General features: G+C 74.9%; 11 protein-coding genes. 10 read left to right on the top strand and 1 reads right to left on the bottom strand.

The genetic code is table 11. The features are described from left to right. Positions 1 to 227 precede the first annotated feature (227 nt). The 7 genes from ABZ249_RS07615 to ABZ249_RS07585 all read left to right on the top strand — a co-directional run bounded on the left by ABZ249_RS07615 (position 228) and on the right by ABZ249_RS07585 (position 8,796). Positions 228 to 926 carry a GntR family transcriptional regulator gene (locus ABZ249_RS07615; protein WP_355258638.1) on the top strand — a complete coding sequence of 233 codons (699 nt, stop codon included), beginning with the start codon at positions 228 to 230 and terminating at the stop codon, positions 924 to 926. 128 nt (positions 927 to 1,054) lie between these two features. Then, entirely contained in the window at positions 1,055 to 2,050 is a 996-nt protein-coding gene (locus ABZ249_RS07610) for a BMP family protein (protein WP_355258635.1), read from the top strand. A 25-nt stretch (positions 2,051 to 2,075) separates the two neighbouring features. Then, the gene (locus tag ABZ249_RS07605) at positions 2,076 to 3,632 is read left to right on the top strand and encodes an ABC transporter ATP-binding protein (RefSeq protein WP_355258632.1); all 1,557 of its coding nucleotides are present in this window, start codon (positions 2,076 to 2,078) and stop codon (positions 3,630 to 3,632) included. Continuing rightward, entirely contained in the window at positions 3,629 to 4,756 is a 1,128-nt protein-coding gene (locus tag ABZ249_RS07600) for an ABC transporter permease (protein WP_355258629.1), read from the top strand. The genes ABZ249_RS07605 and ABZ249_RS07600 overlap by 4 nt, the downstream gene beginning before the upstream one ends. Further along, positions 4,753 to 5,679, top strand: a complete 927-nt coding sequence (locus ABZ249_RS07595) for an ABC transporter permease (RefSeq protein ID WP_355258626.1) — start codon at positions 4,753 to 4,755, stop codon at positions 5,677 to 5,679. Before ABZ249_RS07600 ends, ABZ249_RS07595 begins: the two co-directional genes overlap by 4 nt. Positions 5,680 to 5,697: 18 nt before the next feature. Continuing rightward, positions 5,698 to 6,690, top strand: coding sequence for an ornithine cyclodeaminase family protein (locus tag ABZ249_RS07590; RefSeq protein WP_355258623.1), 993 nt, complete (start codon positions 5,698 to 5,700; stop codon positions 6,688 to 6,690). 66 nt (positions 6,691 to 6,756) lie between these two features. Next, the gene (locus ABZ249_RS07585; protein ID WP_355258620.1) at positions 6,757 to 8,796 is read left to right on the top strand and encodes a thioredoxin domain-containing protein; all 2,040 of its coding nucleotides are present in this window, start codon (positions 6,757 to 6,759) and stop codon (positions 8,794 to 8,796) included. Positions 8,797 to 8,862: 66 nt separating this feature from the next. Here ABZ249_RS07585 and ABZ249_RS07580 read toward each other — a convergent pair whose 3' ends face one another. After that, on the bottom strand, positions 8,863 to 10,230 hold the full coding sequence (locus ABZ249_RS07580) for a serine/threonine-protein kinase (RefSeq protein WP_355258617.1): 1,368 nt from the start codon (positions 10,228 to 10,230) through the stop codon (positions 8,863 to 8,865). A gap of 355 nt (positions 10,231 to 10,585) precedes the next feature. On the opposite strand from ABZ249_RS07580, the gene ABZ249_RS07575 reads away from it, so the two are divergent. From ABZ249_RS07575 to ABZ249_RS07565, 3 genes are all read left to right on the top strand, one after another. Continuing rightward, a complete protein-coding gene (locus tag ABZ249_RS07575) occupies positions 10,586 to 11,197 on the top strand; it encodes a sigma-70 family RNA polymerase sigma factor (RefSeq protein WP_355258614.1) in 612 nt (203 codons plus the stop codon). 95 nt (positions 11,198 to 11,292) lie between these two features. Next, the gene (locus tag ABZ249_RS07570) at positions 11,293 to 12,054 is read left to right on the top strand and encodes an isoprenyl transferase (protein WP_355258611.1); all 762 of its coding nucleotides are present in this window, start codon (positions 11,293 to 11,295) and stop codon (positions 12,052 to 12,054) included. A gap of 267 nt (positions 12,055 to 12,321) precedes the next feature. Then, on the top strand, positions 12,322 to 13,671 hold the full coding sequence (locus ABZ249_RS07565) for a PhoH family protein (protein WP_355258608.1): 1,350 nt from the start codon (positions 12,322 to 12,324) through the stop codon (positions 13,669 to 13,671). The last annotated feature ends 24 nt before the right edge of the window (positions 13,672 to 13,695 follow it).

The raw sequence follows: 13,695 nt of genomic DNA, 5'->3' as shown, positions 1-13,695 counted from the left end.
CGCTCGGACGGCCGGCCCCGGGCCGACCCGCGCCGGTCGTCTCGCGAGAGACCGCCCCGCGGCCGCTCCCGGCGTCCGGCGCGAGCGCCGGAACGCTCGAGAGCATCCGCCGAACACGCCCCGGCCGGGCACCCGGCCCGCGGCGCGCCCGGACCCCTCCGGTCGCGCGGCGGGCCGCGGACGGCGGGCCCGGAACGGCCCGCCGGACACGGCCTACGATGGGGTCCATGCCGCCCGCGCCCTCACCGTCCCCGTCGCTGCGCGACCGGGCCTACGCCGAGCTCAAGTCGCGGATCATGGACCTGCACCTGCCGCCGGGCCACCGCATCACCGAACGCGAGACGGCCGCCGAGCTGGGCGTCTCCCGGGTGCCCCTGCGCGAGGCCCTGCGGATGCTGGAGGCCGAGGGGCTGATCGTCCTGGTCCCGCGCCAGGGCGCCATGGTGGCCGGCTGGTCGCGGGAGGACATCGTGCACCTCTTCGAGGTGCGCGAGGAGCTGGAGCCGCTGGCCGCGCGCCTGGCCGCCGCCAAGCGGAGCGAGGACGACCTGCGCCTGATGCGGCGGTGCCTCGACGAGGCGGCCCGGGCGCTGGACGCCGGTGACGACTCCGCCACCGCCGCCGCCAACGCCGGGTTCCACCGCGCCGTGCTGGGCGCCTGCGGCAACCCCCTGCTCCAGGAGATGATGGCGCCGCTGGACGCCCGCGTGCAGTGGCTGTTCCACCTCACCCGGCACCGCGACACCCGCGAGCAGCGGGAGGAGCACGTCCGGCTGCTCGGGCTGATCGAGCGCGGCGACGGCGAGGGGGCGGCGGCGCTGTACCGCGAGCACGTCGCCGCGGGGCTGGAGCCCACGCTGGCCATCGCCGAGACCTGGGAGCGCTTCGACCCGGTCGACGTCACCCGCACCCGCACCCGCAGGTAGCGCCGCCCGTCGGGCGGGCCGGCCCGGTGCGGGGAAACGCGGTGTTTCCCGGCGGGCAACACGGAGGTCACGGGCCGCTCCCATGCTGAATTTAGTGGTATACCGCTAACTCGGCAGAGGAGCACGTCATGTCACCCCGAACCACCCGAGGCGCCGCCTGGGCCGCCGCCGCACTGACCGGATCCCTGACCCTGGCGGCCTGCGGCTCCGGGGGCGGCGGGGGCACGGACGACCGGCTCCGCGTCTCCGTCCTGCTGCCCGGGTCCATCAGCGACACCGGGTTCATGCAGTCCGGGCACGCGGGTGTGGAGCGCATCCGGGCGGAGCGCTCCGACGAGGTGGACATCACCTTCGTCGAAGAGGTCGCCGCCGCCGACTTCGAGCAGGTCCTGGGCCGGATGGCCGGGGAGTCGGACCTGGTCGTCTCCGTCGGCGGCCAGACCGACGCCGACGTGCGCGCCGTCGCCGCCGCCGCGCCGGACGTCACCTTCGTGGAGATCGGCGGACCCGCCGACGCCGAGCCACTGGAGAACCTGGCCTACTACGACCCCCGCCAGCCGGAGGGTGCCTACCTCGCCGGGGTCGTCGCGGCCCTGACCTCCCGGAGCGGGAAGATCGGCTTCATCGGCGGCGCCGAACTGCCCGAGATCGTCAACTCCTCCCACGCCTTCGAGAACGGCGCCCGCAGCGCAGACCCCGGCATCGAGGTCGTCGAGCCCCAGTTCCTCGGCGACTTCAACGACCCGGCCCGCGCCCTCCAGGCCGCCTCGGCCGACCACGGGGTCGGCGTCGACGTGATCGGCCAGATCCTCAACCTCGGCAAGTCCGGCCTGGAGCAGGCCGCGCTGGAGGCCGGGGCGCACGTGGTCGGCGGCCCCATCGCCGGCGACTGCGCGGACGGCTCGCCCTACGTCGGATACGTCGTCACCGACACCGGCGTCCAGATCGAGTACGCCGTCGACGCCGTCCTGGACGGCACCTGGGAGGCCGCCCAGGTCCCCTTCGGCCTGGCGGGCGACCGCGTCGGCACCGACTTCGTCCTGTGCGCCGACGACCCGGAGGTCGAACAGGCCCTGGACGAGGCGGCGGAGGCCATCGCCTCCGGCGCGGTCGAGCCCTACTAGACCGGTGCGAACGGAAAGGCCCCCCATGACCGGCTCCGACGGCCGCCCCGCGGTCCTGCGCCTGGACGGCGTCACCCGAAGCTTCGGCGACCTGGTCGCCCTGGACGGCGTCGACCTCTCCGTCGCCGCGGGCGAGATCCACTGCGTCCTGGGCGAGAACGGCGCGGGCAAGTCCACCCTGTGCAACATCGTGTTCGGCGGCACCCCGCCCCTGCGGGGCCGGATGCTCCTGGACGGCGAGCCCTACGCCCCCGCTTCGCCCGCCGACGCCGCCCGCCGCGGCATCGCCATGGTCCACCAGCACTTCAGCCTCGTCCCCACGCTGACCGTGGAGCAGAACCTCCTGCTCGGGCGGTCCCGGTTCCGCCCCGACCGGCGCGCCCTGCGCCGCAGGCTCGAACGCATCGGGGAGGAGTACGGGCTGACCGTGGACCCCGGCGCACGGGTCGACCGGATGTCGGTGGGGCACCGCCAGACCGCCGAGATCGTCAAGGCCCTGGTGGACGGGCCGCGGCTGGTCCTCTTCGACGAGCCGACCGGGGTCCTGGGCCCCCGGGAGATCGACGCGTTCCTGGCCACCGCGCGGCGCATCGCCGACTCCGGCACCGCGGTCGTGCTCATCACCCACAAGCTCCAGGAGGTCCGCGCCGTCGGCGACCGGGCCACGGTGCTGCGCCACGGCCGTGTCACCGGCGGCGGGCGCCTGGCCGACCTCGCCGACGACGACCTCGTCTCCCTCATGGTCGGCCGCCCGCCGCGGGACCCCGCCTCGGCCGCCGCCCTGGGCCTGCGGGGCGGCGCCGGGCGCGCGCGGCGCGGGGAGGCCGGCCCGCCCGCCCTGGAGGTGGCCGGGCTGCGCGCCCGCGACGCCCACGGGGCGAGCGCCGTCGACGGCGTCGACCTCACCGTCCGGGCCGGGCGTATCACCGGGATCGCCGGTGTGGAGGGCAACGGCCAGTCCGCCCTGGCCGACGCGCTCTCGGGGGCGGTCCCGGTCGGGTCCGGGACGATCCGGCTGGCCGACCGCGACATCACCGCGGCCTCCCCGGGCGAGCGCACCGCCGCCGGACTGGCGGTCATCCCCGAGGACCGCCACCACGAGGGCGTCGTGGAGGACCTGAGCCTGGCCCAGAACCTCATGCTGGGCCGCCTGCGGGAGTTCACCGGCCGCTTCGGGGCCCTGGACCGCCGCGCCCTCCGGGACCGGGCCGCGGACCTGGCCGCCCGCTTCGACGTCCGCGCCCCCGGGCCGGACGCCCCGATGTCCGCCCTGTCCGGAGGCAACCAGCAGAAGGCCGTCCTGGCCCGCGAGCTGTCGCTGGACCCGCTGGCCTGCGTGGTCGCCGCCCACCCCACCCGCGGCCTGGACGTCGGCGCGGTCGCGGCCGTGCTCGGCCACCTGCGCGCCGCCGCGGACCGGGGCGCGGCCGTCCTCGTGATCTCCGGGGAGCTCGAAGAACTGCTGGCGGTCTGCGACGAGGTCCGCGTCGCCTACCGCGGGACGCTGGCCGGACCGGTGGACCCCGCGGACCCCGCGGCCCGCGACCGGATCGCCCACCTGATGGCGGGGGCCGCCGCATGAGCCCGCTCCGTCCCGACCCCCGCCACCCCCTCTCCCTCGGACTGCTCTGCGGAGCCGGGGCCCTGCTGTTCACCGTGCTCGCGGCGGTCGCCGCCGGGTCGCCGCCGGGCACCACCCTGAACGCGCTGTGGACCTCGACCGCGGGCAACCCCTTCGCGCTGGGGGCGGCCGTCAACACCGCGGCCGCGATCCTGCTGGTCGCCTGCGGGTTCGTCATCGCGTTCCGGGCGAACCTGGTGAACGTCGGCGGCGAGGGGCAGTTCGCCCTCGGGGCCGTCGGCGCCACCGCCGTGGGGGTCCACCTGCCCGAGTCCGCCCCGGCCCTCCTCGCCCTGCCGCTGGTGCTGGGGGCGGCCGCCCTGGGCGGCGCCGCCTGGGCCGCGGTCGCCGCCGGGCTGCTGGTCCGGCGCGGGGTCAACGAGATCATCACGACCCTGCTGCTCAACTTCATCGGGCTGGCCCTGCTCATGCTCGCCGTCCACGACGAGCGGCTGCTGCGCCAGCCGGTGACCAGCGCGGAGACCCTGCCCCAGTCCGAACCGCTGGTCGAGGCGGCCCGTATCCCGCTGCTCGGGCTGCCCGGCTCTCCGATGACGGCCGCCGCCGTCCTCGCCCTGCTCGGCGCCGCCGGAACGGCGTTCCTGCTGCACCGGACCGCGACGGGGCTCCGGCTCACCGCGGTCGGGCGGGGCGCCGCGGCGAGCCGCCGCCTGGGCGTCCCCGTGGGCCGGGTGCGCTTCGGCTCGCTGACCGCGGCCGGGGCCTTCGCGGGCCTGGCCGGGGGGACGGTCGTCGCCTCGGCGCCGTACGTCCTGGCCGACGGGATCGCTGCGGGGTACGGCTTCACCGGCCTGGTGGCCGGGCTGCTCGCCCGCGGGTCGATGACGGCCCTGATCCTCATCACCCTGGCCCTGGGCCTGCTGGCGGCCGGGGGCATCGGCGTCCAGCTGGCCGCCGGGGTGCCCGCCGCGATCAGCCAGATGACCGAGGCCGTGCTCGTGCTGCTCGTGGCCGGCACGGCACTGCTGGTCCGCACCCGGCCGAGGGCGCGCCGGACCGCGGGGCCGCCGCCCGCCGGCCCCGTTCCCTCGGCCGCGCCGCCGGAGAAGGGGACCGCGCGATGATCCACACCCTCACGGAACTGCTCGCCATGAGCGTCGCCCTGGGCCTGCCGATCATGGTCGCCGCGGCGGCCGAGGCCGTCTCCGAACGCGCCGGGGTCCTGAACATGAGCGTCGAGGGCATGATGGTCACCGGCTGCCTGGCCGGGGTCCTGGCCGCGGTGGCCACCGGCTCCCCCTGGACCGGACTGGCCGCCGGGACCGCGGCGGGCGTCCTGGTCGGCGTCCTCCAGGGCCTGCTGAGCGTGACCTGGCGGGCGGACCAGATCGTCACCGGCCTGGCGCTGAACACGCTGGCGCTCTCCGGCACGGTGTTCGCGGCCCGGCTGCTCCTGGACCGGGACACGGTCACCCCCGGCTTCGACCGGGCGGCCCTGCCGCTGCTCTCCGACCTGCCGGTGCTGGGCCGGGCGCTGTTCTCGCTGCCGGCCCCGGGCTACCTGCTGATCGGCGCGGTGGTCGCGCTGACCCTGCTCACCTCGCGGCGCACCGCCTGGGGCCTGGCCGTCGACGCCACCGGGGAGGACGCGGTCAAGGCCGACCGGGCCGGGCTGCCGGTGGCCCGCATCCGCCACCTGGCGGTCCTGCTGGTCGGCGGGGCGGGCGGGCTCGCCGGAGCCTACATCGCCCTCGCCCAGGTCAAGACGTTCACCGACCACATGACCGCGGGCGTGGGCTACCTCGCCGTGGTCGCCGTCATCGCCGCGCGGTGGCGGACCGGGCGCGTGGCCGCCGTCGCCCTGGTGTTCGGCGCGGCCCAGGCGCTCCGGTTCACCCTCCCCGCCCTGGGCGTCGCGCTGCCCGCGGCCCTGCTCGTGGCACTGCCGTACCTGCTGGCGCTCGCCGCCGTGGCCGGGCTGGTCTCCGGATCCCGGCGCCCCTCCGACCTGACCGTCCCGTTCGTCCGAGCCGGACGCACCGGCTGAACCACCGGAAAGGCCCCCATGACGCTCATCCTCACCCGTTCGGAACTCACCGGCCTGGTCGCGCCCGCCCGGGTCGCCGCGGCCGTGGAGGCGGCCTTCGCGGAACTGGCCGGCGGCCGGGCGGCGCAGCCGTACGGGGAGCCCGCGCGCGTCGCCGGGCTCGACCCGCAGTTCGTGCCGATGACCGCGCTGCTGCCCGCGAGCGGCCTGGCCGCGGGCAAACTGCTCAGCGACATCCCCGGCAACCGCGCCCGCGGGCTGCCCGCCCAGCAGTCCGTGCTGGTCCTGGCCGACGCCGAGACCGGCGGCCCGCTGGCCGTGATGGACGGCGCGGTGCCCACCCGGCTGCGCACCGCCGCGACCACGCGCGTGGCCACCCGGCACCTGGCCCGCCCGGGCCCGTACGTGCTGGGTGTGGTGGGCGCCGGCCCGCTGGCCGCCGCCCACGTGGTCGCGCTCGCCGACGAGCGGCGCCCCGAGCGGGTCCTGGTGTGGTCGCGCCGGGAGGAGACCGTGCGGGCCCTGCGCGAGGAGGTGGCCGCCCACGTGCCGGGCCTGGAGGTCGCCCCCGCGGACTCGCCGCGCGCGGTGGTGGCCGGGGCGGACGTCGTCTGCACCGTCACCCCGTCCAGGGAACCGCTGGTCGAGGGCGCCTGGCTGCGCCCGGGGCAGCACCTCAACGTCGTCGGGGCGCCGCCGCGCACCGACCACCGCGAGGTGGACGCCGCCGCGCTGGCCGCCGGCCTCCTGGTCGTGGACTCGTCCCCGGTCGCCCTGCACGAGTCCGGGGCCGTGGCCACCGCGATCGCCGAGGGTGCGATCACCGCCGGGGACTGCGCCCTGGACCTGGCCGCGGTGGTCTCCGGGCGGCACCCCGGCCGGACCTCCGAGGCCGGGATCACCGTGTTCGCCTCCGTCGGCCTGGGCCTGGAGGACGCCGCGGTCGGCCGCCTGCTGCTCGACGCCGCCCGGGAGAGGGGGCTGGGCACCGAGATCGCCCTGGCGGGCTGACCCCGCCGTCCCGGTACGGCCGTCCGCTCCCCGCCGCGGGCGGCCCCGGGATGGCAGAGTGGGGACATGTCCAACCGCCTGCGCGACGCGACCAGCCCGTACCTGCTCCAGCACGCCGACAACCCCGTCGAATGGTGGCCCTGGGGGGAGGAGGCCTTCGCCGAGGCGCGCCGCCGCGACGTGCCCGTCCTCATCTCCGTGGGCTACGCGGCCTGCCACTGGTGCCACGTCATGGCACACGAGTCCTTCGAGGACCGGGCGACCGCCGAGCGGATGAACGCCCTGTTCGTCAACGTCAAGGTGGACCGCGAGGAGCGCCCCGACGTCGACGCCGTCTACATGGAGGCCACCCAGGCCATGACCGGCCAGGGCGGCTGGCCGATGACGGTCTTCGCCACCCCCGACGGCGCGCCCTTCTACTGCGGCACCTACTTCCCGCGCGACCACTTCCAGCGCCTCCTGGAGGGCGTCTCCCAGGCCTGGCGGACCAGGCGCGGGGAACTGCTCGACCAGGGCCGCCGGGTCGTCGAGGCCCTGGGCGCCCCCCGGGCCCTGCCCGACGCGCCCCCGCCGGACGCCGCCGTGCTCGACCTGGCGGTGCGGGCGCTGGTGCGCGACTACGACACCCAGGAGGGCGGGTTCGGCGGCGCGCCCAAGTTCCCGCCGTCGATGCTGCTGTCGTTCCTGACCGCGCACGACGAGCGCACCCGGCCCCTCCAGAGCGCGGCCGAGCCCACCCCCTCGTGGCTGATGGCGCTGGGCACCGCCGACGCCATGGCCCGCGGCGGCATCTACGACCAGCTCGGCGGCGGGTTCGCCCGCTACTCGGTGGACCGGGAGTGGGTGGTGCCGCACTTCGAGAAGATGCTGTACGACAACGCCCTGCTGCTGCGCGCCTACGCCCGGATGGCCCGCCGCCCCGCCGAGCCCGGCCCGGCCGGGGAGGCGTCCGCGGCCCTGCTGCGCCGGGTCGCCGGGGAGACCGCCGACTGGATGCTGCGCGACCTGCGCACCCCCGAGGGCGGGTTCGCCTCCGCGCTGGACGCCGACAGCGACGGGGAGGAGGGCACCTACTACGTGTGGACCCCCGGTCAGCTGCGCGAGGTGCTGGGGGAGGAGGACGCCGCCTTCGCCGCCGAGGTGTTCGGGGTGACGGAGGAGGGCACCTTCGAGCACGGCTCCTCGGTGCTGCGCCTGCCGTCCACGCCCGCCGACACCTGGCGCTACGAGCGGGTCCGCGCCGCCCTGCTGGCCGCCCGGGAGGAGCGCACGCCGCCGGCGCGCGACGACAAGGTGGTGGCCGCCTGGAACGGGCTGGCGATCGCGGGCCTGGCCGAGGCGGGGGTCCTGCTGGACCGGCCCGACCTGGTGGACGCCGCCCGGGAGGCCGCCGACCTGCTGCTCTCGGTGCACCTGGGCGGGGGGAGGCTGGTGCGCACCTCCCGCGACGGGGCCGCCGGGAGCAGCCCCGGTGTCCTGGAGGACTACGCCGACGTCGCCGAGGGGCTGCTCGCCCTGCACGGCGTCACGGGGGAGGCCCGCTACGCCCGGGCGGCCGGAGAGCTGCTGGACGTGGTGCTGGAGCGCTTCGTCGACGACGAGGGCGGTTTCTACGACACGGCGGACGACGCCGAGAAGCTGTTCAACCGCCCCCAGGACCCCACCGACAACGCCGTGCCCTCGGGCCGCTCCGCGGCGGCCGGCGCGCTGCTGTCCTACGCGGCGCTCACCGGCTCGCGCCGCCACCGGGAGGCCGCCGAGCGGGCGCTGGTGCCGGTGGGCCTGCTGGCGGAGAAGGCGCCCCGGTTCGCCGGGTGGGGGCTGGCGGTCGGCGAGGCGCTGCTGGCCGGTCCGCTGGAGATCGCGGTCGTCGGCGACCCCGGGGACCCGGCCACCGGCGAGCTGGTGCGCACCGCGCTGACCCACGCCCCGCTGGGCACCGTGCTCTCGCGCGGCGACGGCCTCGACGACGGGGGAGTGCCGCTGCTGCGCGACCGCGTCCGGGTGGACGGGCGGCCCACGGCGTACGTGTGCGAGGGGTTCGTCTGCCGCCTCCCGGTCACCTCGCCGGACGACCTCCGCGACCTCCTCGCCCGCAGGGCGTGAGGGCGGGCCCCCGGGCCCGCCGGCGGGCCCGGTGGCGGGGCACGCGCGGGAGGCGGCGGCCGGCCGTCAGCCCAGGACCGTGTTGTCGATGATCTCGTTCACCAGGTCGGGCCGGTAGTCCGGCTGGCGGATCTCCATGTACACCGTGGAGGGCTCCCCGGGCCGGTGCACGGCGGCGCTGGTGAAGGCCCCGTTGCCGTTGCACTCGGGCCAGTCCCACACCGTGCCCTGCCAGTCGCCGGTGTCGACCCGGCGGCTGGCGGGGTCCCCCGGGCAGGGGTCCTGGTCGGCGACCCCCGACAGGTCGCGGGCCCCGGGCATCACGGTGGCGTACACGCCGTAGGACGGGACCTCGGTGGAGTGCCAGTCGTCGGCGTCGGTGGCCACCAGCAGGCCGGGCCCGGCCCCGGCGTCGGCCGCGGCGGGCTGTGCCTCCAGGTCGGTGTGGAACTCCCGGGCCCACACCGCGGGCACCCCCATGCGGATGTTCTGCCCGGCGTGGCGCACCGTGGTCAGCGACAGCCCCGGGGCCCCGCCGGACATGGTGAGCACGCCCGCCCCCAGCACGGACGCCGCCACCAGGGCGGCGGCCCGACGCCACGGCATCCGGTACCGCTGCCACCACTGGTCGGCCCGGGGCAGGTCGGGGGCCATACGGATGGCGCGGACCCGGTCGGTGAAGGTCTTGGCGTCGGCCGGGCGGCTCTCCCGGTCGACGGAGAGCGCCGACAGGATGAGCTCGTCCAGCTCCCGCGGCAGCCCCGGCCGGATGCGGCCGGGCGGGACGCGCACCGGCGGGCGGGAGGGCGGCTTCCCGGTGATCAGCTCGTAGGCGACGGCGCCCAGCGAGTACACGTCCGAGCGCACGTCCAGGTCGCCGCCGGGGATGCTCTGCTCCGGCGACATGTACCCGGGGGTCCCGGCCGCGGCGGTGAACCCCGACGCCTCGTCGATGGCCTTGGCGAAGCCCAGGTCGGCGACGAGCACCCGCTGGCCCACCGGGGAGGACTGGAGCAGCACGTTGGACGGCTTGATGTCCCGGTGGATGGTGCCGTGGTTGTGCAGCACGGTGATGCCCTGGCCGATCTCGGTCAGCAGCCTCAGCGCCTCGTCCAGCGGCAGCGGCCCGCGGCGGATGAGGTCCGCGACGCTGCCTTGGTCGGCGTAGGTCATGACCATGTACGGGCGGCCGTCGGGGAGGACGTCCACGTCGTGGACCGCGACCAGCCACGTGGAGTCGGTCTGGCGCAGGATGCGCGCCTCCTCCAGGAACCTGTGCTGGATGTCCATCTGGTGCGCCCAGTTCTCGGCGAGTACCTTGATGGCCACCGGGTAGTTCAGCAGGTCGTCCTGGGCCAGCCAGACCGTGGCGAAGGAGCCCGACCCCAGGCGTCTGATGACGCGGTAACGGCCGAAGGCCTCGGGTTGGCTCATTTCCGCCTCGGTCTGTCAGGGGTGAATACGCGGTCGTTGCCCACTAATACACCATCTACACCTTCGCGTTGACTCTTGCGGATATGATCCCCTCTCCGGGTGGCGCGGATCCCGCCGGGGGAGGGAAACTGGTGGAAACCCCCACGGGCACCCCCGCGCCCGCGGAATGGCAGTGTGAAATGTGAACTTTCGTTGTCCGTGGGACTCCGGGTGACGGAGAACCGGGAGGATGGAACGAGGCGGAGCCGATGGGGGCCCGTAGACGTCCTATTGACGTGTGACCCTCGAATCGTGGACGCACAGCGCCGAACAGCGGACGGCCGGACGTCTGCCGTCAGTCAGGGAGAGACCAGCCATGCGCAGTAGTGACAACAACGAGCACGAGGTGACCCCGGCGCCCCGTCGACGGGTGGCGAGCAACGTCGACGAGGAGCTGGAGGAGCTCGCCCGCAGGTCCAGGGACGGCGACGCCGTCGCCCTGGACGAACTGCTCCGGCGGATCCAGCCCGAGGTGCTGCGCCGGTGCGCGCGCTTCCTGCCCTACCGGCAGGACGCCGAGGAGGCCTGCCAGGACGCCCTGCTCCGGGTGGCCCGCAAGATCGACAGCTTCAAGGGCGACTCCCTGTTCACGACGTGGCTGTACACCGTCGTGTCCAACTCCGCCCGCCAGACCTACCGCTCCATGAAGCGCCGCGCCGCCGAGTTCCCGACCGAGGCCGAGCGCATGCCCCACCAGCGCGACCCGCGCACCACCAGCGTGATCGCCGGTTCCCGGATCGACCTGCTGGAGGCCCTCGACCAGCTGGAGAAGGACCGTCCGAACCTGGTGGCCCCCCTGGTCCTGCGCGACCTGTGCCAGATGGACTACAACGAGATCGCCTCGGAGCTGAACCTCGCCCTGGGCACCGTGAAGTCCCGCATCCACCAGGGGCGCAAGCACGTGCGCAAGTCCCTGGCCGTAACGTGACCTCTCGCGGCGAACTACCCTGGACGGTATCCCCGTCGGCACCTCCTGGCACAGGAGGGTGCTGTCCCTGATCCAGCTCTGAGAGGTTTTCGCCCATGGGGCTTCGCGACCCCTTGTACTGGCTCTACGAGCGGCGCCTGGAACGCCAATTGCAGGGCCGGCAGATTCCCCGCCATGTCGGTGTCGCCATGGACGGCAATCGCCGGTGGGCGAAGAACAGCGGTCTGGCGGAGGCGGCGGAGGGCCACCGGGCCGGAGCGGACAAGATCTTCGAGCTGCTCCGGTGGTGCGACGAGATCGGCGTCCAGGTCGTCACCCTCTGGATGCTGTCCACCGACAACCTCTCGCGCGACGAGGCCGAGCTCGGCGCTCTCGTGCAGATCATCGAGGAGACCATCGCCCGGCTGCGCGAGGAGGGGTGGAACACCCGGCCGGTCGGGGCCCTGGACGTGCTCCCCGCGTCGACCGCCCGCGCCCTGAAGGAGGCGGAGGAGGCCACATCCGGCAACCCGGGCCTGGTTGTCAACGTCGCCGTCGGGTATGGAGGTAGACGTGAGATCGCCGACGCGGTTCGGTCGCTCCTCCACGAGGAGGCGGCCAAGGGCACCGGTATCCAGGAGCTCGCCGAGCGCCTGGACATCGCCGACATCGCCCGGCATCTCTACACGCGCGGCCAGCCCGATCCGGACCTGCTCATCCGTACCTCCGGGGAGCAGCGCCTGTCCGGGTTCATGCTGTGGCAGAGCGTGCACTCGGAGTTCTACTTCTGCGAGGTCTTCTGGCCGGCTTTCCGCAGGGTGGACTTCCTGCGCGCTCTGCGCTCCTACGGCGCGCGCAACCGGCGCTACGGTTCCTGACCCCCGGCTCCCGTCACGGCATCGCCCCTTAACACGGTGTTCACCCCGCGGGGCGGAAACGGACTGGAAAACGGGTTCGCGGACGCGTAGCTTCGGAAGAAGCGGGTGGCGTTCGTCCACCCGTTCGGGAGGCCCCGGCTCATTGATCCCCTCCGCCACCGCGGAACGTCAACGAGGAGGGCCGGACCCGGCCCTGTGGGGCCTGGTCCCGGTCCTCCATGATCCCGTGACAGCGGGGCGCCCCCGCGGCGCCCAAGGGGAGAACGAGTGGCTAGTTCCTCGACCGATCGCCGTGACACCCAGTCCCCCATCGCCCCCTCTGCGGAGACGGGCGCGGAACGGCGCGTCTACGTGCTCGACACCAGCGTCCTGCTCGCCGACCCGCTGGCCCTGACCCGGTTCGCCGAGCACGAGGTGGTCATCCCCGTGGTGGTGATCACCGAGCTGGAGAGCAAGCGGCACCACCCGGAGCTCGGGTACTTCGCCCGCAACGCGCTGCGCTTCCTGGACGACCTGCGGGTCGCCAACGGTCGCCTGGACGTCCCGGTCCCCGTGAACGACGACGGCGGCAGCGTGCGCGTCGAGCTCAACCACAGCGATCCGGAGATCCTCCCGGCCGGTTTCCGGCTGGGCGACAACGACACCCGGATCCTGACCGTCGCCCGCAACCTCCAGGAGGAGGGCGGCGAGGTCGTGCTGGTGAGCAAGGACCTGCCGATGCGCATCAAGGCCTCCTCGATCGGCCTGGCGGCCGACGAGTACCGGGCCGAGCTGGCGATCGAGCACGGGTGGACGGGCATGGCCGAGCTGGACGTGGCCGCCCACCAGGTGTCGGAGCTGTTCGAGCACGGCGCCACCGACATCGAGGCGGCCCGCGAGCTCCCCTGCCACACCGGCCTGGTGCTGGTCTCCGAACGCGGCAAGGCGCTGGGGCGGGTCCGCCCGGACAAGTCGGTGCGCCTGGTGCGCGGCGACCGCGACGTGTTCGGCCTGCACGGCCGCAGCGCCGAGCAGCGCGTCGCCCTGGACCTGCTCACCGACCCCGAGGTGGGCATCGTCTCCCTGGGCGGCCGGGCCGGCACGGGCAAGTCGGCGCTGGCGCTGTGCGCCGGCCTGGAGGCGGTCCTGGAACGCCGCCAGCACCGCAAGGTGATGGTGTTCCGCCCGCTGTACGCGGTCGGCGGCCAGGAGCTGGGCTACCTGCCGGGCACGGAGAACGACAAGATGACCCCGTGGGGGCAGGCGGTGCACGACACCCTGTCCGCGGTCACCAGCGAGGACGTCATCGAGGAGGTCGTGGACCGGGGGATGCTGGAGGTCCTGCCGCTCACCCACATCCGCGGCCGGTCGCTGCACGACGCGTTCGTCATCGTGGACGAGGCGCAGTCGCTGGAGCGGGGGGTCCTGCTCACCGTGCTGTCGCGGCTGGGGGAGAACTCGCGGGTGGTCCTCACCCACGACATCGCCCAGCGCGACAACCTGCGGGTCGGCCGCCACGACGGTGTCGTCGCGGTGATCGAGAAGCTCAAGGGGCACCCGCTGTTCGCGCACATCACGCTGACCCGGTCGGAGCGGTCCCCGATCGCCGCCCTGGTCACGGAGATGCTGGAGAACTGACGCAGGGCACGGCGGCGGCCCGCT

Source organism: Nocardiopsis sp. NPDC006139, from assembly GCF_040614155.1.
GTDB lineage: Bacteria > Actinomycetota > Actinomycetes > Streptosporangiales > Streptosporangiaceae > Nocardiopsis > Nocardiopsis changdeensis.
This window is presented reverse-complemented; position numbering and strand designations above follow the sequence as displayed.

Excerpts from the sequence above, each read along its gene's own strand:
- ABZ249_RS07605 (WP_355258632.1), top strand. The coding sequence starts at position 2,076 with ATGACCGGCTCCGACGGCCGCCCCGCGGTCCTGCGCCTGGACGGCGTC.
- ABZ249_RS07580 (WP_355258617.1), bottom strand. The coding sequence starts at position 10,230 with ATGAGCCAACCCGAGGCCTTCGGCCGTTACCGCGTCATCAGACGCCTG.
- ABZ249_RS07575 (WP_355258614.1), top strand. The coding sequence starts at position 10,586 with ATGCGCAGTAGTGACAACAACGAGCACGAGGTGACCCCGGCGCCCCGT.
- ABZ249_RS07585 (WP_355258620.1), top strand. The coding sequence starts at position 6,757 with ATGTCCAACCGCCTGCGCGACGCGACCAGCCCGTACCTGCTCCAGCAC.
- ABZ249_RS07595 (WP_355258626.1), top strand. The coding sequence starts at position 4,753 with ATGATCCACACCCTCACGGAACTGCTCGCCATGAGCGTCGCCCTGGGC.
- ABZ249_RS07610 (WP_355258635.1), top strand. The coding sequence starts at position 1,055 with ATGTCACCCCGAACCACCCGAGGCGCCGCCTGGGCCGCCGCCGCACTG.
- ABZ249_RS07590 (WP_355258623.1), top strand. The coding sequence starts at position 5,698 with ATGACGCTCATCCTCACCCGTTCGGAACTCACCGGCCTGGTCGCGCCC.
- ABZ249_RS07570 (WP_355258611.1), top strand. The coding sequence starts at position 11,293 with ATGGGGCTTCGCGACCCCTTGTACTGGCTCTACGAGCGGCGCCTGGAA.
- ABZ249_RS07615 (WP_355258638.1), top strand. The coding sequence starts at position 228 with ATGCCGCCCGCGCCCTCACCGTCCCCGTCGCTGCGCGACCGGGCCTAC.
- ABZ249_RS07600 (WP_355258629.1), top strand. The coding sequence starts at position 3,629 with ATGAGCCCGCTCCGTCCCGACCCCCGCCACCCCCTCTCCCTCGGACTG.